Raw genomic sequence first — 16,623 nt, forward strand, 5'->3', positions numbered from 1 at the left:
GCCCGCGATCGGCAAACTCCGCCATCCTCGCCCTTGCGGGGATGGCGGTGGAGAACGCGGCGCTGAAGGAAGAACGAAGGCCTTCAGCCTAACGCGCGCCCAGCTTCGCCAACGCATGCGCCAATGTCTTGCCGTCGTCCCCGATCGGCGTGTGGAGCGCGGTCTCGAAGATCTTGGCCGCCCGCTCGCTGTTCCCGTCGCCCGCGGCGAGCAGCATCGAAGCAAGCGCCGCCGAGAAGCTCTCCCGATCAAGCCGCTGTGCGATCGCGGTGCGCCGGCGCGCTTCCTCGATATGCCCCTCGAGCAGCTCGATCACCGCGATGGAACCCTGCGCCTCGCCGAAATTGTCGTCGAGCGCCAGCGCCTTCTCGAAGCGGACGCGGCCGGCGGCGCGATCCCCGGCCAGGACGTGCGCCCAGCCCGCGGCGATCCACGAGCCCAGATGGGTGCCGAACATCTCGGCCCCCTTGTCCAGATCGCGCGCGGCTTCCCCCTGGTCGCCGCCCAGCATGCGCGTGAGCCCCAGCCCGATCCAGGCCCGGGGGGCGCCCGGCGCACGCGCCAGCGCCGCCTCGAACAGCTCCGCCGCGGCCGCGGGATCGTCCTCGCCGAGCGCCAGCGTGCCGAGCGTGGTGAGCGCGTCGGGGTGATCACCGGCCATTCGCGCGGTGCGCGCCGCGAGATCGGTGTCCTCGATATCGACCGCCAGAGTCGAGACGATGGCGTTGAGCCCGCGATGCTCGGGATGGAGCGCGATCAGCGTGCGTGCGCGCTCCCCGGCGCGATCGAACTGGCCGAGCTGGTGCAACAGCTGCACTTCAAGTTGCGCGGCCTGCGGCAAGGCAGTGCTGGTCGCAATGTCGAGCGCGGCCAGCGCCTCGTCGAAGCGCTTGGCCATGGCGAGCGACCAGGCGAGGTTAAAGCGCACCGGCGGCGCATCCGCGCCCCCGGCCAACAGCGCAGCATAGAGATCGGCAGCGCGCGCCCAGTCGAGCCGGCGCATCGCCACGAGTCCGGCCAGATGCTGGGCCTGGGGCGTCAATGGCTGGAGCCGCGCATGGCGATCGAGCAGTTCCTCCGCGGCGTCGAAGCGTTCCTCGGCGAAGGCTGCTTCCGCCGCGTCGGCGATCAGCGCGACATTGTCCGGATCCTCGGCAAGCAATGCCGCGAGACGATCGTGGCGGCTCTGCGCGGTGGCGGTCTGGTTCATGCTCGAGATTCCCTCAACTGGGCCAGGGCCCTGTCCATCAATTCGCGCCCTTCGGGCGTCTCGCCGATCATCCGGCTCACCTGATCGACGATGGCGATCAGCGCCGGATCGTTCCCGACCGCTTCGCCGAATTGTTCGGCAAGCAGTCCGCGGACCATCGCCCGGCGCAATTCCTCTTCCTCCAGCGTGTCGAGCGCGGCGAGCGCGCGAACCCGGTCGAGCGGGCGCGCGGATGCCGTCTCGGCACGGGAGGTCCGGCCCTGCCGTGCCGTGCCGCGATTGCGGCTCGTGCGTTGCAGCTGCTCGTGCAGGAGCAGCAGCACCTGGTCGACATTGCCGATGCGTGTCATGTCGCGCGCGCGCTCAGTGCGTCGTGCCGCGCTCGATCTGGTCGAGCAGGAAGGACGTCGCCGAAGCCTCTTCTTCCGCCGGTTTTGCCGGGGCACCGTCGCCGGCCAGGCGGCTGCATTCGTCGATGATCAGCCGCATGTCGCGGTTCAGCGGCGGATTCTCCTCGTTCACTGCGATCCCTTCGGTCAGCTCGCGGATCGCCTCCCCGAAATGATCCTGGATCAGATGCCGCAGTCCGCGGACGAAATGCGCGAGATAATGGTCGGACGGCAGCGTATCGAGCGGCTCCCAGGTTGCGAGTGCGCGCGACGCCTCGCCCGAAGTGAGCTCGAAGAAACCGAGCTGGAAGCGGGCCAGCGCAAAGTCAGGCGCCAGCGCGACGGCGCGGCTCAGGGCGGCATGCGCCTCGATCGGGCGCCCCGATCCGGCGAGCATCGAACCGCGCAGGAAGTGGAGCCGGGCATCGTCGGGATAGGCTTCGATCAGCCGGTCGGCGAGGCCGAGTTCGTCCGGCATGCTCGCCTGCATCGCGGCGAGCAGTTGCGCCATCTCCTCGTCACTGCAAAGCGTCATGTCCATCTCCATCAACGATATCCTATCCGTGTCCGCAGCTTCGCCAGCGCTTGGGCGTGAAGCTGCGAGACGCGCCCCTTCGACAGGCCGAGCAATTGCGCGATCTGCGAGAAGCTTACTCCGTTCTCATAGTGCTGGCGAATGATCGCTGCCTCGCGCTCGGGCAGGCGCTCGATCTCGCGGGCGAGCTGGGCGTTGAGCTGGCGCCATGCCAGGCTCTCATAGGCATTGGGCCGCCGGTCGATCCCGTCTTCGGGCTCGACCAGGCCGGTTCCCTCGAGTATCAAGCCGATCGCGAGCCCGGCGGCAAGGTCGGCGAGCGCGCCCAGCGGATCGGCCGGGCCGGTCTCCGCCGCGATCGAGCGGAGCCGCTCGGTCTCGATCCGGCGGCGATAGCTATATTGCGCGTCGCTCTCGTTCATCCGCGCCGCGCCATCGGCGATGCTGCCGATGATCCGGCGCCGCGCAAAGGCGCCAAAAGGGATGCCACGCAGCGGGTCGAACCGGTCGATCGCGACCAGCAGCCCTTCATAGGCGAACTGTTCCAAGTCGTTGAGCTCGATGCCGTTGCGTGGCCGCGTCCGCAGCTGGCGCCGGGCAAGGGCGCGCGCGAGCGAACGGTACCGCGTGAAGATCTGCTCGCGGCACCTGAACTCGCGCTCGAAGCGGAAACGCCGCCATAGCGACGCTTCCACGCGCGGGGGCATCAGCAACAGGTCGAGGCCCGAGGAAGTGCCGCCCCGGCGCTGCTTCATCTGAAGCTTCCCAGCACGCCCTGCAGGATCAGCCCCCAACCGTCGATCAGGACGAACATGAGGATCTTGATCGGCAGCGAGATCGTCGATGGCGGGACCATCATCATGCCGAGCGCGAGCAGGATCGAGGCGACGACCAGGTCGATCAGCAGGAAGGGCAGCAGGATGACGAAGCCGATGGTGAAGGAGACCCGCAGCTCGTTCAGGATGAAGGCGGGCGTGAGCTTGAGCAGTTCCACCTGCTCGGGCCGGTCCGGCACCGGGGCCTTGGCGATGGCGTAGATCGCCTCGATGTCGCTGTCGCGGGTCTGGGCGAGCATGAAGTTGCGCAGCGGTCCGCTCCCCTTCTCGATCGCCTGCTCGACGGTAACGCTGCCGGCCATCAACGGCTTGAGCGCCTGGCTGTTCACGGCGGTCAAGGTCGGGCCCATGGTGAAAGCCGTCAGGAACAATGCGAGGCTGATCAGCACCGGGTTGGGCGGGGTTTCGGGCATGCCAAAGGCATGGCGGACCATCGCCAGCACCACGACGATGCGCACGAAGCTCGTCATGCTGATGAAGATCGCCGGAGCGACCGCCAGCAGCGTGAGCAGCAACATGGTGCGCACCAGATCGGTGCTGATGCCGGTGCCGTTGGCAGCCAGGGCAGTGGCGGGAGCAAGCAGCGCGACGGCCAGCAGGCACGCCTTGCCGGCGCGAACGCGGCGCATCAGCCGTCCTCCCCCTCCGCGCCCGGCGGCGCGGCCGAAGCGGGGGCGGAGGCCGGAACCGGACACGCACTCTCGCGCAGCAGGAGGTGCTGCTGCTGCCCGCAAAGCACGAGATATTCGCGCCCGTCGCAGCGCAACAGGCAGATATCGGCATATTGGCTGGCCCGGCGCGTCTCGAGCACCTCCACCCGCCGCTGCGCCGGCAATGCCGCAACCAGCCCGCGCAATCGGGGAAGGTCGATCCGCCCGCCGCTGCGCTTGAGCGCCAGCGCGGCCAGCGCCGCGAGCATCAGGCACAGGAGCAACGCCATCACGATCCGCGTGAGCGAAAGATTCAGGCTCCCGCCGCCGCCCAGCCGCCCCGGCTGCGCGAGCGCGGCCGGGGCATGGACCAGGAATGCCGTCAGACATGCGCATGCTGCACTCAATCGGGCCATTGCGCGATCTCGGTCAGGCGCACGCCGAACTTCTCGCCCACCGCGACCAGCTCCCCGCGCGCCACCGCCACGCCGTTCAGGCGCAGTTCGACCGGCGTATTGAGCTGTGCATCCAGCGTCACCACCGCGCCGGTGGCCAGGCCGGTCAAGTCGGCGACTGTCATCGGGGCAGCGCCCAGAAACGCCTCGAGCTGCACGCCGACATTCTCGATCAGCTTGCTGCTGACGCGTGCGGGCGCCGGCCGCTCCGGCTTGGCTGCGGCGGGCTGGCTTTCGGCGGGCAGGATATCACTCGGTTCGGTCACGGGGCTACTCATCGGGTTGGAGCTTCTATGATTTCGAGCGCGGGACCGCGCTTGCCTTCGACGACGGCACAGCGGCCCCGCGCAAGCGGCACCCCGTCCACCGCGAGCGGCAGGATGTCATCGGTCGCGCGGTCGAGCACGAGCACGTCGCCGCAGCCGAGCCCGGCGAGATCGGCGACGGTGATATGGCTGCGGCCGAGCAACGCGGAGAGCGACACGGGAATTCCGGCAAGCGCGGCACTGCCGGAACCAAGCGGCACACCGACCGCCGGCTCGGGCAGCACCTCCCGCACGAAGCGCGCGAAACAGGGCGCCGACAGCTCGATCAGGAGCGTCAGCCCGCGCGTGGCGGTGACGGCCTCGAGCCGATGTATCGCCCCCTCGCCGCGCCCCGCCTCCGATGGATGCCAGACCGGCTTGCCCAGCGCGAGGCACTGGACGAGGCGAGACTTGAGGCCATCCAGGCATTCCTTGCCCAGTGCCTCGAGCAGCGCCAGATCGTGCGCGTTGCGCTGGCCCGCGGCTGCGGGCACGCCGAGCACCATCGCCCCCAGCGCCATCACCCCCGCCGGCGGCAGGCCGATCGCCACCCCTTCGTCGCAGCAATGCCACACGGCCTTGCGCAATTCGGTGCGCGGTGCCGCAATGCGGGCGAGCCCCCCGGCGACGCGCATCGGCTCGCCCGCGAACCACTCGCCCGACCAGCTCTCGACCATGCCGGCGAGCAGGTTCTGGACCGAAGCGGGCGCGAGCGTTCCGTCGGGCAGCCAGGATCGGCAGGGAAGCGTCATCCCTGGCCCCGGATGCCGAAGAGCTGCTGGATCATGTCGTTCGAAACGCTGACGATCTGCGACGAGGCCTGGAATCCGCGCTGGATCAGGATCAGGTCGCCGAACTGCTTGGACAGGTCGACGTTCGAGGCCTCCAGCTGCCTGGCCTTGACCAGGCCCACCCGGGGATCGGAGCTGGCAAGATACATGCGCTCGCCGCTGCCATTATAGGTGAACAGGCCGCCATCCTTCTCGACCAGCGACTGGGTATCGCGGAAATCGGCGAGCGCGACTGCGCCCAGGTCGAGCTTCTGCTCGTTCGAATAGGCAAGCTCGATATTGCCGGTGGCGTTCACGGTAACGGTGGTCAGCGCGCCTACGCCGTGCCCGTCGATCGAGGATGCGCGCAGATTGGAGACATCGCCGGAGGAATAGGATTGCACGGCCGAGAAATCCAAGGTCACCTTGAAGTTGTTGGTGGTATCCTCGACTTCGATCTTGGCGGCGCTGGGATCGATGATGCTACCGATGAATTTGAGGCTCTTGGTCGCGACCAGGCCCTTCTCGTCGCTGATCTTGACGGTCCATTCGCCGGCGGCGGTGCCCTTTTCGAACTTCGCGCTCCATTTGTGCGAGCCGCCCTTGCTGTCGTACACGACCATGTCGTTGATCGTGACTGCGTTGACGGCAGTGTTCGACAGATTGTCCGTGAAGGTGATCGTGGTGCTGCCGAGCGGGGCGCTGGTGCGCTTCTGATCGATCGAAAGGCTCACCGGCCGGCCGGAGGAATCGAGCGTCGCCAGCCGATATTTCGTGCCCGAAAGGACGATGAAGCCCTTGTTGTCCACCTCGAAGCTGCCGGTGCGCGCATAGAGCATCTTGTCGCCGTCCATCAGGACGAGGAAGCCGCCGCCGTCGATCGCCAGGTCCAGGTCGCGCCCGGTCTGCCGCAGCTGGCCGGCGCTCAGGTCGAGCCGGCTCTGGCCGATGCCGACTCCGTTGCCGCCGCCATTGCTGTCGGTGTCGTGCGAAAGCCCGCCCTGGCTGCCGCTGCCATAATAGTTCTGGAACGTCACCGTCGAACCCCGGAAGCCCGAGGTGTTGAGATTGGTCACGTTGTTGCTGACCTGCTCGAGTCCGCGGGAATAGGCGTTGAGGCCACTGAGGCCGATATAGATGGCACCGAACATGGCTTAGTTCCCCTTCCTGACTTGCGAGATGCTGGCGATCGCGAGGTTGCTGATCGTGCGATTGTCCGCCGTCTTGATCGTGATCCGCGGCGTGCCATTGCTGAAGGTGACTGCGGTTACCAAGCCCGTGAGCGTGGTCGCCCCCGCCGGCACGTCGACCGTGGTGCCGAGCAGGCCGGTCGCCTGGCTGGTCGCCTGGGCGGAGACCAGCGCCTCGAGCCGGTCGTTCATCGTCTGGCTCTGCTGGATCTGCGAGAACTGCGCGAGCTGCGAGACGAACTCGAAATTGTCCATCGGCTTCAGCGGATCCTGATAGGTCAGCTGGGTCAGGATGATCTTCAGCAGCGCGTCGAAGCCGAGGCCGAAGGCATCGGTCGCCGCATTGGCGGCGCCGGCATTCTGCTGGCCGCCGTCAGCGGCGCCCACTGGCGCGGTTTGCGCGATCATCGTTCACTCTCCCGTGGCGGCATGGCATTGATCTGGATTCGGGCGGCGGAAAGCCCATGGCGGCCGAGCAGCGCGGCGATTTCGTCGCGCAACTGATGACGTTCCGCTTCGTCCAACCCCTCGACGCGCGCCGCGATCTGCAAGCCGCTCTCGATCTCGTGCAGCGCCACATGCAGCGCCGAACGCGCGGCGCCTGGCGTGCGATAGGCGCGGTGCCGCAGGGGCGCGACGGGATCGGCCGCCTCATTCTCTGCGGTCGCCAGCGGCGCGGCCGCCATGCCGCTCGCCGGCTTGGCGACGACGGTCGCCGGCCCTGCCCTGGCGACGCGCATCGCCGGCCCATGCCCCGCGCCCGATCGCGCCATGGTGCTGCCCCCGGGGATGGCGGGGAACGCGACTTCCGGACGCAGCGCCGCGGCCAGCCCTGCCGGCGCGACGCCGGGCGCCTGTGCCAGCGCCGCCTCCTCTCGCTCGAGCATTACCGCCTGGCCCGGTATCTTGCCTGCATGGCCGAAAAAGCCATCCTGATTGAACACGCGCGCGAGCGGCGCGGGCGCCTGCTGCGCCGGGTCCGCGCCAACGACATCGGGGACGAGCAGCGAAGCTTCGGGAGCCGGCATCGAAGGCGCTTCGGCGAGCGCCGCCTGCTCTGCCGCAAGCGCGCCGCCGGCACCGAGTAGCTGCGCGAACAGGTCGCTCGGCGCCTGCCCATGCTGCTGATCGGCGGAATCGCCCCGCCCCTCGGGCGGCATGGGGCCGGTATGCGGGAGAGGTCCAATCATGCTCGCCTCCAGTTCGAAGCTATGCGGTCCGCCAGCGCATCGAGCGCGCGCTCGTCACGGTCCCGGCGGCGCGCGCGGCGGCTGGTGTCGAGCGCGCGGTCGGCAAGCCGGCAATGTGCATCGCCGTCGTGCCAATCCTGCTCCGCAGCGGCGCAAGCCTCGACCATTTGCGCGCGATGCGCCTGCGCGACGGCACTCGCCCGGCCCTGTTCGACAAGCTCGGCGGCAAGCGCGCGGGCGAAATCCGGCGCGAAGTCCGCGCTGCCGAGATGCGCGTCCCAGGCCCTTGCGGCCGTTTCGGTGCGCAGGTCCGCGCGACGCGACGCGTCCGCCGCTTCTTCCTCGCGCACCTGCGCCGCGGCCAGTTCCTGATGCGCGGCCATGCGCTGCGCGACACGGAGCGCGGCGATATCGGCGAGTGCGCGATGGGTGCGGCGATCATGCATGGCCGCCACTCCCGGCAGCCGTGCGCAGGCCTGAAAGCGTATCGGCAAAACCCGAATTCTCGCTCTGCCCCTGGCGCAGGAACGCCATCAGCTTCGCGCGCATCGCGATCGCCTGATCGATCTCGGCATTCGCGCCGTCCTTGTAGACGCCACTCTCGATCATCACGCGCGCCTCGTCATAGACGCCGAGCTGCGTGACGGCCGTGCGTGCCGCGCTGGCATGCTGGCGCTCCATCAGCCGCGCTGCCTGGCGGCTGATGGAACGCGACACGTCGATCGCCGGGAAATGGCCGCGCTCCGCAAGCGTGCGCGACAGCACGATATGGCCGTCGAGCAATGATTTCATCACTTCGACGATCGGGTCGTCGACATCGTCGGTCTCGCTCAGCACGGTCATCACCGCGGTGATCGCACCGCCGCCGCCGGTGGCGCCGCACCGCTCGACCAGGCGCGGCAGGGCCGCGAACACATTCGGCGTATAGGCGCGCACCGTCGGCGGCTCCCCGGCGGCGAGGCCGATCTCGCGCAGCGCCATGGCGAGACGCGTGACCGAATCCACGACCAGCAGCACATGCTGGCCCCGATCGCGCCAATGTTCGGCCAGGCACAGCGCCACATTGGCTGCCCGGGCACGCAACGCCGCCGTTTCGTCGGATGTCGCGGCGACCAGGGTGAAGCGCTCCGCATCGGCGCGGGCGGAAAGCGTGCGCCAGATCGCCTCGACTTCGCGGCCGCGCTCGCCGACCAGGCAAAGCACCACGCGATCGCATTCGATCTGGCCGGCGAGCTGCTCGAGCAGGCTGGTCTTGCCCACCCCCGCGGCAGCGAAGATGCCGACGCGCTGGCCCTCGCCGAGCGTCAGCAGCCCGTCGATCGCGCGCAGCCCGGTCTTCACCATGCGCCGGGGCGCCGCACGATCGAGCGGGCGCGGCACCGATCCGGCAAGCGCCGTCCGAGCCTCGACGGCGATTGCGCCTCCGCCATCGAAGGGCCGCCCGAACGCATCGATCGCCCGCCCGGCGAAACCGTCACCCACCGCCGCCGAGCCGCCGCCGGGCAGCGCCGTCACCCGGGCGCCGGGGCGCACCTGGCGATTCTGTTCCAGCGGCACCAGGATCAGCCCGGCCTCGTCCACCGCGGCGACTTCGACGCGCACAGCGGCACCCTCCCCGGCAACTTCGCACAGGTCGCCTACGGTGCAGGCCGGGCCGGTCGCCTCGAAATGGCCATGCGCGACCTTGCGCACGAAGCCTATGGGGCGAACCAGCTCCAGATCGCGCAGCCGCTGCAGGAAGGGATGGAGGGTCATCCGGCCATCTCGGCCAGCAGCGCCGACAGCGCCTGCCACTGCGTGCGCACGTCGAGATCGACCTGGCCGAGCCGGCATTCGATCCGGCTGGCGCCCGCGCGCAGCGCGCGGTCGCTCTCGACGCGCAGCCCTTCCGCGCCGAGCTCGGCCGAAAGCGTTGCGAGCGCGGCAGCGTCCGGGAAGTCCTCTGGGCTCACATGGATCGCGATCACGCTCGATCGGCGCAGGGCGGCGAGCTGGCGCGCGATCATCGCCTCTGCCGGGGCGGCCCAGCCCTCGCCCTCGGCGAACATCTTGTCCAGTGCGGCCCGGGCAAGTTCCGGCGCGAGCCTGTCGAGCGAATCCAGCTGCGCAGCGAAGTCCGCCCGGGCCTGTTCCAGCCCCTTGCGGACCGCGGCGATCCCGTCGGCCTCTCGCCGTTCGGCCTGGGCCAGCCCCTCCTGCCGGCCTTCCTCGCGCGCGACTTCCACCGCGCGCTTCGCCGCGGCTTCGTCCTCGCCGCGCTGGCGCTGGAGCCGCTCCACCTCGGCAAGCAATTGCGCACGCTCGATATCGCGCGGATCCGGCGCCGGCGCTTCGCTCGCTTCGACCGGCAAGCGCGCGCCGCCGATGAAGCTGCGCACCGCAATGCCGGCATCGGACTTGATGAGCATGGTCATGGCAGCCTGCCACGCGGGCGGAGCAGGCCGCCCATCGCCTGGGCGAGCGACGCGCCGCGCCCCTGCTCGGGGCGCGAGGCGCCCTTCCCCGCCGGCATCAGGAACGCATCGAGCGCGCGCCGCCCCGCCACGGTGAGCCCGGTGTCGCCGCGTGCCTCGAGCCGCGCCGCGATATCGGCGGAATAGGGAGAGACGGGTTCGGCGAGCCCGCTTGCCGAAGCGGCGAGCCGGGCACGGACGCGCCGGCGCTCCTCGCCCCCCAGCTTCGCCAGCACCGCCTTGCGATCGCCGGCGGACATGCCGCGCAGTTCGTCGATCAGGATATCGAGCCGGGCTTCAGGCAGCAGCATCGCCAGCCTCCTCCGTCATGTTGAGCTGGCGGCGCAGCCGCTGCGCGAACGCCTCCTGCTCTTCGCCGCTCATCCGCGCGCCCGGGCGGCGGAAGCGCCAGACCAGCACTGCCGCCATTGCGACGCCGGCAACCAGCCACAGCCAGATCGGCGGCCAGGCGAAGCCGAAACCCTGGGCCGGTATCGGTGCTGCCGCCATGGGTGCGCCTGCCGCCGCGTGGCTGGGCTGCGCGATCGGCGGGGAAGATACGGGCTGATCGATCGGCCCGGTTTCGAAGGACAGGCTGTCGCCGGCCTGGTCGTCGAGCCCCGTCGCCTGGACGATGGCATTGCGCGCGATCTGCTGGTCCTCCGAATTGATCGGCGCTTCGCTGATGAACAGGATACGCATACGGAAGTTGCGCGCCGACCCTTCGCCCGACGGCGTCCAGCCGGCGGCAGGAACCACCGTCGGATCGGCGCCGGCCGTGCCGGCGGCTCCTGCCGTCGGCGGCGCGCCGTTCGGCAGGAGCAGGACCCGGAGGGCAAAGCGCACGCCCGGCATCTGTCGCTCGACCGCGCCGCGCGCTCGCGCCCGATAGTAATTCTCGACCGCGCCGCGCTCCTCGATATCGGCGGGGCGTTCGGCGCCCGTGCCGCCGTCGACCACGGGCGGGGGGCTGATCACATGTCCGGCCGCGTCGAGCACCACCACCTTGCTCTCGGGCAGATCGGGGACGGCCGCCGCAACCAGCTGCTGGATGCCGGAGACGCGCGCCGGATCGGCCGTCTGGCCCGGCTTCATCGTGACGGTCACCGCTGCTTTGGGGTCGACCCGGTCGCCGCGGAAGAGCGCCTTTTCGGGCAGCGCGAGATGGACGCGCGCCGTCTCCACTCCGTCCATCGCCGTGATGGTACGGACCAGTTCGCCCTGGAGCGCGCGCTGATAGTTGATCTTCTGCGCGAAGTTGGTGAGCCCCATGTCGGACTTGTTGAACAGCTCGAAGCCGATCTGCCCGCGCGCCGCCGCATCCGACCCGGCGATCGCGACGCGAGTGGCATCGGCCTGCCCCTCCGGCACCAGGATCGTCGCGCCGCCGTCACGCAAGCGATAGGCGACGCCGCGCTTGTCCAGCTCCGCGACGATCGCGGAGGCATCGGTCGGACGCAGCCCCTGCGCGAGCACGACATAGTCGGTGCGCAGGAACAGGAAGTAGCCGATGGCGAGCAGCAACAGGACGAGCCCGAAGACGCCGCCCAACAGGTACAGCTGTCCGCGCGCGGCGGCGGGAGCGGGAACGGGGTTTTCCATCGGAGATCAGCCGGTCAGAGGGGCATGTTCATGATTTCGCGATAGCCCTCGACGATCCGCGAACGGACCTGCATCGCGAGCTCCACCGAAAGCCGGGCCTGTTCCAGCGCCATGGTGACCTGGTGCACGGGCACCGAATCGTCCACCGTGAACTGCTGGACGAGCTTGTCCGCCGTGGCGAGCTTCTGGTCGACGCCGCGCAGCCCGTTCATCAGCACTTCGCCGAAGCCGGCGCCCCCGGCGGGCTGGGCAACCGTCGCAGCCGCTTCGCCCAGGCGCATCGCGAGCGGCGCCGCATCGGCACCGCCGATCGCCGCGATCCCCTCGATCCCGGTCATGCCTGCTTGCCCAGTTCGGCGGCGCGCGAATACATTTGCTGCGCGATGCTCATCGCCGTGAGATTGGCCTCATAGGCGCGCGACGTCTTGATCAGCAGCGTCATCTCGGATGCATGGTCGACATCGGGATAGGTGACGAAACCATCGGCGTCGGCATGCGGATGGCCGGGCTCGTAGACCCGGCGCGTGCCCGCCGCCATCGGCTCGACACCAAGCACCTCGACGCCGCCGGGCGTCTTGTCGCCCGCCCGCACGAGATGCTTGAAATCGACTTGCGGCCCCGACAACAGGCGCAGCGGGTGGAACGGCTGGCCGGAAGCGGTGCGGCTCGTGTTGATGTTGGCGAGGTTCTGCGCGATCACCTGAAGGCGCTGCCACTCGACGTCCAGGCCGGTGCGGCTGATGGCGATGGCGTCCATCTCAGCGGCCTCCCGACACGATGGTGCGGGCAAGCTCCATCTGGCGCCCGAGGATCGAGAGCAGCGCGCCATAGCGCATCGCGGTCTGCGAGGCGTTGGCGATCTCCAGGTCGAGCCGCATCTCGCTGGCGATGCGCGGCATCGGCTCGAGCTCCACCTTGGGCTCGACGCCGGCGATCGCTCCGCCGCCCTGCGTCGCCGCGCTGCGCAGGCTGTCCTCGAACGTGACGCGAATCGGCCGATAGTTGGGCGAGTTCGCGTTGGCGATGTTCTGCGCCGTCGCCTGGTAGCGCGCGGTAAGCCCGTCGAGCGCCTTGGCGATCAGCGCCGTCGAAATACTCTCCATGTCCCCACCTTCTTCACGCTACTGAACGATGATCTCCGCGTGCAGCGCGCCCGCGGTCTTGATTGCCTGGAGGATGCTGATCATGCGCCGCGTATCGACATGCGCGCGCGACAATGCCTGGACGAGATCGGCAACCGAAGTGTTGGGGAAACGGAACGACTGGTCCCCCACCCCTTGCGCCACTTCGAGCTTGGTATTGGTGACGATCAGGCTGCTGACGTCATTGGCGAAGCCGCCATAGAAGCCGCCGGGCTGCGACGCGCTGCGCTCGCCGGTCACCGTCACCTTGATGTCGCCCTGTGCGATCGCGACGCTCGAGATCATCACGTCGCCGCCCGCCACCACCGTGCCGGTGCGCTCGTTGATCACGATGCGCGGCGCGATGTCGGGCTCGACCCGGACATTCTCGAGCTGCGCCACGAAACCGGTCACCTCCGCCGGCGCGCCGGAGAAGCGAATGCGGACCTCGTCGGCATTCTTCGCGAGCGCGGTGCCATAGCCGAACCGCGCATTGATCTGCTCGGCGATGCGCTGCGATGTCGAGAAGCTCGGGTTCGCAAGCAGGAACGCGACCTCGTTGCCCCCGCGCAGCACCATCGACTCGACCGGCGCCTCGATGGTGCCGCCGCCCTGGAGCACCGCAGTGGTCGGATAGTTGCGCTGCTGCTGGTTCAGATCGGCATCGAACCGATAACCGCCCACCAGCAGCGGCCCTTGCGCAAGCGCATAGGTGCGCTGGTCCGGGCCGAGCAGCGGCGTCATGATCAGCGTGCCGCCAGCCAGGCTGCGCGCATCGCCGATCGACGATACGGTGACGTCGATCCGGTCACCGACATTGGCCGATGGCGGCAGCACCGCGGTGACCATGACCACCGCGACGTTGCGGCTGCTGAGCTGATCCTCGGTGACGCTGGTGCCCAGGCGGCTCAGCACGTTGCGCAGCGCCTGGCGCGTCACCACGCTGCGGCGCGTATCGCCCGATCCGGCCAGGCCGGTGACCAGGCCATAGCCGACCAGCGCATTCTCGCGCCAGCCGTCGAACCTGCCCAGGCTCTTGAGCGGCACCGACTGCGCGATGGCGGGCGCGACCGGCATCGCAAGAGCCAGCACGAGGGCGACCGCCGCGCGGACCGTTCCGGCGCCGCGCATCAGCCCAGCCCCAGCAGCGAGAAGATGCGGTTGAGCAGCCCGGGCTTGGCGCTGCGCGAAACAAAGCCCTTGCCGTCATAGTTGATCTGGGCATCGGCGATCCGGCTCGAGAGCACGCTGTTGTCGCTGCGGATATCCTCGGGCCGGATGCGCCCCCGCACGGCGATCAGCGTCTTCTCGCCGTTCACGTGGAGGCGCTGCTCGCCGACGATGCGATAGTCGCCATTGGGCAGCACCTGTTCGATCGTGACGCTCAGTTGTGCGACCAGCCGCTCGCTGCGCCGCACCTCGCCGCGCCCGGTATAGCCGCCGCCGAAGGAGAGCTGGCCGCTCTCGTTGATCGAGCCGGCATTGAGCCCGCCCGACACGTCGGTGCTCTTGCGCGTCGCGTTCTGCGTGGTGTTCGAAGCCTCCGCCGCCTGCTGGACGACGACCGTGATCGCGTCGCCCACGCCGCTGGCGCGGCGATCCGCCGCCATGGAGGACCAGTTCCCGCCCCTGTAGAGATCCTGCGCGGCCACGGGCGTCGCAAGCAGAAGCGCCGCGGCCGCGGCTGCCAGCCTGAGGCTCATCGTCCGCCCTCCTTGTCGACCAGCGCAAGCGGCGCCGCGAAGACCTTGCCTTCGCCATCGCGCACGAACAGGCGCGCGCCCGGGCGGCCGGACTGCATCGTGGTCACCGCGCGCTCGACCGTCACCGGGCCGGCCGCCGAGCGCAGGGTCAGCGGAGTCCCCTTGCCGATTGCGTCCCGCGGAAGCGCTGCCAGCCGCCCGAGATACGCCCCTGCCGGCAGTGCGGCGCGCGCCACCGCCAGCCCATCCCGGTCATAGCGCAACGCCGCGGGCACGGTGCCGCGGCATTCGGCCGCGACCACGTCGCCGGCCTTGACGGCGGCACCCGCCGGAATCGCGGCCGCGGCGGCGAAGCAGCCACCGCCGATGCGCGCCGGAAGCGCCGCGATCGCCGCGCGTATCCGGACAATCTCCCCTGCCGGCGCGGATACCCGCAGCCCCGGCACCCGACGGCGCACCAATGCGGCGACGTCGCGGGCCGGCAGCGCAAGCGTCGTCGCGCCATGCGGCAGCCGTGCCACCACCAGCTCGGCGATGCCCGCCGGCAGCGCGCCCTCGCGCGCGGCGACCAGATCGCCGACGCGCAGCTGCGCCGAACGCACCTCGACCATCGGCCTGAGCGCGACATCCCCGGCGCCGCCCGCCGCGGCGACGGCGAGCGCCACCCCCATGACGATTCCCCCTGCCATGTTCCTAGCGCCGAAGACCGTTCGCAATGCCCATCAGCTGATCGGCGGCCTGGACGATCTGGGCATTGGCGGCATAGGCGCGCTGAACGAGCATGAGCCGCACCATTTCGTCGGTCAGCGCGACGTTCGATTGCTCGATCGAGCCCTGGACGAGCATCCCGGTGCCGTCTTCGCCTGGCACCGCTTCGCTGAGGGCACTGGCATCGTCGACGCGATAGAGGCCGCCATCGAGCCGCGAGACCGCCGATGGATCGTTGACGCGAACGAGCTGGATCTGCCCGAGTTCGACCGGATCGGCGCTGTCCGGCACGCGCACGCGCACCACGCCGTCCTTGCCGATCTCGATCGCGCTGGCGTCGCCCGGCACCGTGATCGCGGCCCGCAACGCGACGCCATGGCTGGTCGCGAGCTGGCCGTCGTCATTCACCTTGAGCGCGCCGCCGCGCCACAGCAGCGTCTGGCCGCCCGGACCCATCAGCTCCATGAAACCCTGGCCGTCGATCGCGATGTCGAGCTGCTGGCCGGTGCGCTCCAGCTGCCCCTGTTCGTTCAGCATGAACTGGGTATCGAGCATCACCCCCGCGACATCCGCGGGAAGCTGGCGCAGATCCGGCGTCGCCACGTCCACCGGGCGGCCGGCCACCACGTCCGAAAAACGCAACTGGACGCGCTTGAACGCCGGCGTGTTCACATTGGCGATGTTGTTGGCGATGCCATCCAGCGCACGTTGCTGCGTCTGAAGGCCCACCGCTCCCACATAGAAGGCGTCACTCATCGCGTCTGTCCCAGGCTGGAGATCGCGCGGCCGATCAGATCGTCATAGACCTGCACCAGGCGAGCGCCGCCTTCCGACTGGCGCAGCGCGGTCATCATCGCGACCATTTCGTCGCCCATCTCGACATTCGAGCTTTCCACCATGCCCTGGCGGATCACCGGCCCGCCGACCGTGTCCATCGCGCCCGCCCCGGCCGAGAAATAGGATTCGCCAACCGGTGTCAGCGCCTGCGGGTCCCTGGCGGCGAACAGCTCGATCCGGGTGACCGGTCGACCGTCCTCGATCACGGTGCCGTCCTGCTGGATGGTCGCCGCCTGGCGATCGAGCACCAGGTCGCCGCCGCCCTGCTGCTGCAGCACATAGCCTTGCGGCGAGACCAGCGTACCGTCCGCGGCAAGCTTGAACTGGCCCTGGCGCGAATAGACGATGCTGTCGCCCGCACGGAGCTGGAAGAACCCGTCGCCGCTGATCGCGAGGTCGAACGGATTGCGCGTCTCGGTGAGCTTGCCCTGCGCGAAATTGCGGCGGACCGCGACCTCGGGAAGCGGCATCGCATCGTTCCCCGAAGCCTGGAGAAGCTGCGAAAACCCTATCTGCCGCTTGAAACCGGGTGTGGAAACATTGGCGACGTTGTGCGCCGCTACTTCCAGCTTTCTTTCGGACGCACTAAGAATAGCCGTCGCCGCTTCGACGAGCCCCGACATTTCATCCCCCCGTTACTGTCCCGATATGAGACAGTCCGGGGTGTCT

At 69.3% G+C, this 16,623-nt stretch carries 24 protein-coding genes; all 24 read right to left on the reverse strand.

Annotated features, from left to right (window positions below; translation table 11 throughout):
* Positions 1-88: 88 nt before the first annotated feature.
* From FHR20_RS16575 to FHR20_RS16690, 24 genes are read right to left on the reverse strand one after another with little or no spacing between them, the layout of a single operon-like run.
* Entirely contained in the window at positions 89-1,210 is a 1,122-nt protein-coding gene (locus FHR20_RS16575; protein WP_167300733.1) for a tetratricopeptide repeat protein, read from the reverse strand.
* Positions 1,207-1,560, reverse strand: a complete 354-nt coding sequence (locus FHR20_RS16580) for a hypothetical protein (RefSeq protein ID WP_167300734.1) — start codon at positions 1,558-1,560, stop codon at positions 1,207-1,209. Before FHR20_RS16580 ends, FHR20_RS16575 begins: the two co-directional genes overlap by 4 nt.
* 13 nt (positions 1,561-1,573) lie before the next feature.
* A complete protein-coding gene (locus FHR20_RS16585; RefSeq protein WP_167300735.1) occupies positions 1,574-2,134 on the reverse strand; it encodes a tetratricopeptide repeat protein in 561 nt (186 codons plus the stop codon).
* An 11-nt stretch (positions 2,135-2,145) separates the two neighbouring features.
* On the reverse strand, positions 2,146-2,889 hold the full coding sequence (locus FHR20_RS16590) for a sigma-70 family RNA polymerase sigma factor (RefSeq protein ID WP_167300736.1): 744 nt from the start codon (positions 2,887-2,889) through the stop codon (positions 2,146-2,148).
* A complete protein-coding gene (gene fliP / locus FHR20_RS16595; RefSeq protein ID WP_167300737.1) occupies positions 2,886-3,599 on the reverse strand; it encodes a flagellar type III secretion system pore protein FliP in 714 nt (237 codons plus the stop codon). Before fliP ends, FHR20_RS16590 begins: the two co-directional genes overlap by 4 nt.
* The gene (locus FHR20_RS16600; protein ID WP_167300738.1) at positions 3,599-4,036 is read right to left on the reverse strand and encodes a hypothetical protein; all 438 of its coding nucleotides are present in this window, start codon (positions 4,034-4,036) and stop codon (positions 3,599-3,601) included. The genes fliP and FHR20_RS16600 overlap by 1 nt, the downstream gene beginning before the upstream one ends.
* Positions 4,024-4,341, reverse strand: a complete 318-nt coding sequence (locus FHR20_RS23075) for a FliM/FliN family flagellar motor switch protein (protein ID WP_167300739.1) — start codon at positions 4,339-4,341, stop codon at positions 4,024-4,026. Before FHR20_RS23075 ends, FHR20_RS16600 begins: the two co-directional genes overlap by 13 nt.
* Positions 4,342-4,349: 8 nt before the next feature.
* Positions 4,350-5,132, reverse strand: coding sequence for a FliM/FliN family flagellar motor C-terminal domain-containing protein (locus FHR20_RS16610; protein WP_167300740.1), 783 nt, complete (start codon positions 5,130-5,132; stop codon positions 4,350-4,352).
* Positions 5,129-6,301: a flagellar hook-basal body complex protein gene (locus tag FHR20_RS16615; RefSeq protein ID WP_167300741.1), complete on the reverse strand. Its 1,173-nt coding sequence runs from the start codon at positions 6,299-6,301 to the stop codon at positions 5,129-5,131. The genes FHR20_RS16610 and FHR20_RS16615 overlap by 4 nt, the downstream gene beginning before the upstream one ends.
* A gap of 3 nt (positions 6,302-6,304) precedes the next feature.
* Complete coding sequence (locus tag FHR20_RS16620) at positions 6,305-6,748, reverse strand: flagellar hook capping FlgD N-terminal domain-containing protein (protein WP_167300742.1); 444 nt, start codon at positions 6,746-6,748, stop codon at positions 6,305-6,307.
* Complete coding sequence (locus FHR20_RS16625) at positions 6,745-7,530, reverse strand: hypothetical protein (protein WP_167300743.1); 786 nt, start codon at positions 7,528-7,530, stop codon at positions 6,745-6,747. Before FHR20_RS16625 ends, FHR20_RS16620 begins: the two co-directional genes overlap by 4 nt.
* Positions 7,527-7,976: a hypothetical protein gene (locus FHR20_RS16630; protein ID WP_167300744.1), complete on the reverse strand. Its 450-nt coding sequence runs from the start codon at positions 7,974-7,976 to the stop codon at positions 7,527-7,529. Before FHR20_RS16630 ends, FHR20_RS16625 begins: the two co-directional genes overlap by 4 nt.
* Entirely contained in the window at positions 7,969-9,285 is a 1,317-nt protein-coding gene (locus tag FHR20_RS16635) for a FliI/YscN family ATPase (protein ID WP_167300745.1), read from the reverse strand. Before FHR20_RS16635 ends, FHR20_RS16630 begins: the two co-directional genes overlap by 8 nt.
* Positions 9,282-9,944 carry a FliH/SctL family protein gene (locus FHR20_RS16640; RefSeq protein WP_167300746.1) on the reverse strand — a complete coding sequence of 221 codons (663 nt, stop codon included), beginning with the start codon at positions 9,942-9,944 and terminating at the stop codon, positions 9,282-9,284. The genes FHR20_RS16635 and FHR20_RS16640 overlap by 4 nt, the downstream gene beginning before the upstream one ends.
* A complete protein-coding gene (locus FHR20_RS16645; protein WP_167300747.1) occupies positions 9,941-10,294 on the reverse strand; it encodes a hypothetical protein in 354 nt (117 codons plus the stop codon). The genes FHR20_RS16640 and FHR20_RS16645 overlap by 4 nt, the downstream gene beginning before the upstream one ends.
* Positions 10,281-11,585 carry a flagellar basal-body MS-ring/collar protein FliF gene (fliF, locus tag FHR20_RS16650; protein WP_167300748.1) on the reverse strand — a complete coding sequence of 435 codons (1,305 nt, stop codon included), beginning with the start codon at positions 11,583-11,585 and terminating at the stop codon, positions 10,281-10,283. The genes FHR20_RS16645 and fliF overlap by 14 nt, the downstream gene beginning before the upstream one ends.
* A 14-nt stretch (positions 11,586-11,599) precedes the next feature.
* Positions 11,600-11,923 carry a flagellar hook-basal body complex protein FliE gene (gene fliE / locus FHR20_RS16655; protein WP_167300749.1) on the reverse strand — a complete coding sequence of 108 codons (324 nt, stop codon included), beginning with the start codon at positions 11,921-11,923 and terminating at the stop codon, positions 11,600-11,602.
* Positions 11,920-12,342, reverse strand: a complete 423-nt coding sequence (gene flgC / locus FHR20_RS16660; protein ID WP_167300750.1) for a flagellar basal body rod protein FlgC — start codon at positions 12,340-12,342, stop codon at positions 11,920-11,922. The genes fliE and flgC overlap by 4 nt, the downstream gene beginning before the upstream one ends.
* Position 12,343: 1 nt before the next feature.
* Entirely contained in the window at positions 12,344-12,688 is a 345-nt protein-coding gene (locus FHR20_RS16665; protein ID WP_086130292.1) for a flagellar basal body rod protein FlgB, read from the reverse strand.
* Positions 12,689-12,706: 18 nt separating this feature from the next.
* Positions 12,707-13,837, reverse strand: a complete 1,131-nt coding sequence (gene flgI / locus FHR20_RS16670) for a flagellar basal body P-ring protein FlgI (RefSeq protein WP_167300751.1) — start codon at positions 13,835-13,837, stop codon at positions 12,707-12,709.
* Positions 13,837-14,409 carry a flagellar basal body L-ring protein FlgH gene (locus FHR20_RS16675; RefSeq protein WP_167300752.1) on the reverse strand — a complete coding sequence of 191 codons (573 nt, stop codon included), beginning with the start codon at positions 14,407-14,409 and terminating at the stop codon, positions 13,837-13,839. Before FHR20_RS16675 ends, flgI begins: the two co-directional genes overlap by 1 nt.
* A complete protein-coding gene (locus FHR20_RS16680) occupies positions 14,406-15,098 on the reverse strand; it encodes a hypothetical protein (RefSeq protein ID WP_167300753.1) in 693 nt (230 codons plus the stop codon). Before FHR20_RS16680 ends, FHR20_RS16675 begins: the two co-directional genes overlap by 4 nt.
* A gap of 4 nt (positions 15,099-15,102) precedes the next feature.
* Complete coding sequence (locus FHR20_RS16685; RefSeq protein ID WP_167300754.1) at positions 15,103-15,873, reverse strand: flagellar hook-basal body protein; 771 nt, start codon at positions 15,871-15,873, stop codon at positions 15,103-15,105.
* Positions 15,870-16,577 carry a flagellar hook-basal body protein gene (locus tag FHR20_RS16690; RefSeq protein ID WP_167300755.1) on the reverse strand — a complete coding sequence of 236 codons (708 nt, stop codon included), beginning with the start codon at positions 16,575-16,577 and terminating at the stop codon, positions 15,870-15,872. The genes FHR20_RS16685 and FHR20_RS16690 overlap by 4 nt, the downstream gene beginning before the upstream one ends.
* Positions 16,578-16,623 lie beyond the last annotated feature (46 nt).

This window comes from Sphingomonas leidyi (genome assembly GCF_011761945.1).
GTDB classification, from domain to species: Bacteria; Pseudomonadota; Alphaproteobacteria; order Sphingomonadales; family Sphingomonadaceae; genus Sphingomonas; species Sphingomonas leidyi.

Coding starts and splice junctions, on each gene's coding strand:
- fliF (WP_167300748.1), bottom strand. CDS start 11,585: ATGGAAAACCCCGTTCCCGCTCCCGCCGCCGCGCGCGGACAGCTGTAC.
- FHR20_RS16690 (WP_167300755.1), bottom strand. CDS start 16,577: ATGTCGGGGCTCGTCGAAGCGGCGACGGCTATTCTTAGTGCGTCCGAA.
- FHR20_RS16585 (WP_167300735.1), bottom strand. CDS start 2,134: ATGACGCTTTGCAGTGACGAGGAGATGGCGCAACTGCTCGCCGCGATG.
- flgI (WP_167300751.1), bottom strand. CDS start 13,837: ATGCGCGGCGCCGGAACGGTCCGCGCGGCGGTCGCCCTCGTGCTGGCT.
- FHR20_RS16645 (WP_167300747.1), bottom strand. CDS start 10,294: ATGCTGCTGCCTGAAGCCCGGCTCGATATCCTGATCGACGAACTGCGC.
- FHR20_RS16580 (WP_167300734.1), bottom strand. CDS start 1,560: ATGACACGCATCGGCAATGTCGACCAGGTGCTGCTGCTCCTGCACGAG.
- FHR20_RS16630 (WP_167300744.1), bottom strand. CDS start 7,976: ATGCATGATCGCCGCACCCATCGCGCACTCGCCGATATCGCCGCGCTC.
- FHR20_RS16685 (WP_167300754.1), bottom strand. CDS start 15,873: ATGAGTGACGCCTTCTATGTGGGAGCGGTGGGCCTTCAGACGCAGCAA.
- FHR20_RS16625 (WP_167300743.1), bottom strand. CDS start 7,530: ATGATTGGACCTCTCCCGCATACCGGCCCCATGCCGCCCGAGGGGCGG.
- FHR20_RS16680 (WP_167300753.1), bottom strand. CDS start 15,098: ATGGCAGGGGGAATCGTCATGGGGGTGGCGCTCGCCGTCGCCGCGGCG.
- FHR20_RS16620 (WP_167300742.1), bottom strand. CDS start 6,748: ATGATCGCGCAAACCGCGCCAGTGGGCGCCGCTGACGGCGGCCAGCAG.
- FHR20_RS16665 (WP_086130292.1), bottom strand. CDS start 12,688: ATGGAGAGTATTTCGACGGCGCTGATCGCCAAGGCGCTCGACGGGCTT.
- fliE (WP_167300749.1), bottom strand. CDS start 11,923: ATGACCGGGATCGAGGGGATCGCGGCGATCGGCGGTGCCGATGCGGCG.
- FHR20_RS16675 (WP_167300752.1), bottom strand. CDS start 14,409: ATGAGCCTCAGGCTGGCAGCCGCGGCCGCGGCGCTTCTGCTTGCGACG.
- FHR20_RS16615 (WP_167300741.1), bottom strand. CDS start 6,301: ATGTTCGGTGCCATCTATATCGGCCTCAGTGGCCTCAACGCCTATTCC.
- FHR20_RS16600 (WP_167300738.1), bottom strand. CDS start 4,036: ATGGCCCGATTGAGTGCAGCATGCGCATGTCTGACGGCATTCCTGGTC.
- FHR20_RS16610 (WP_167300740.1), bottom strand. CDS start 5,132: ATGACGCTTCCCTGCCGATCCTGGCTGCCCGACGGAACGCTCGCGCCC.
- FHR20_RS16635 (WP_167300745.1), bottom strand. CDS start 9,285: ATGACCCTCCATCCCTTCCTGCAGCGGCTGCGCGATCTGGAGCTGGTT.
- FHR20_RS16590 (WP_167300736.1), bottom strand. CDS start 2,889: ATGAAGCAGCGCCGGGGCGGCACTTCCTCGGGCCTCGACCTGTTGCTG.
- FHR20_RS16575 (WP_167300733.1), bottom strand. CDS start 1,210: ATGAACCAGACCGCCACCGCGCAGAGCCGCCACGATCGTCTCGCGGCA.
- fliP (WP_167300737.1), bottom strand. CDS start 3,599: ATGCGCCGCGTTCGCGCCGGCAAGGCGTGCCTGCTGGCCGTCGCGCTG.
- flgC (WP_167300750.1), bottom strand. CDS start 12,342: ATGGACGCCATCGCCATCAGCCGCACCGGCCTGGACGTCGAGTGGCAG.
- FHR20_RS16640 (WP_167300746.1), bottom strand. CDS start 9,944: ATGACCATGCTCATCAAGTCCGATGCCGGCATTGCGGTGCGCAGCTTC.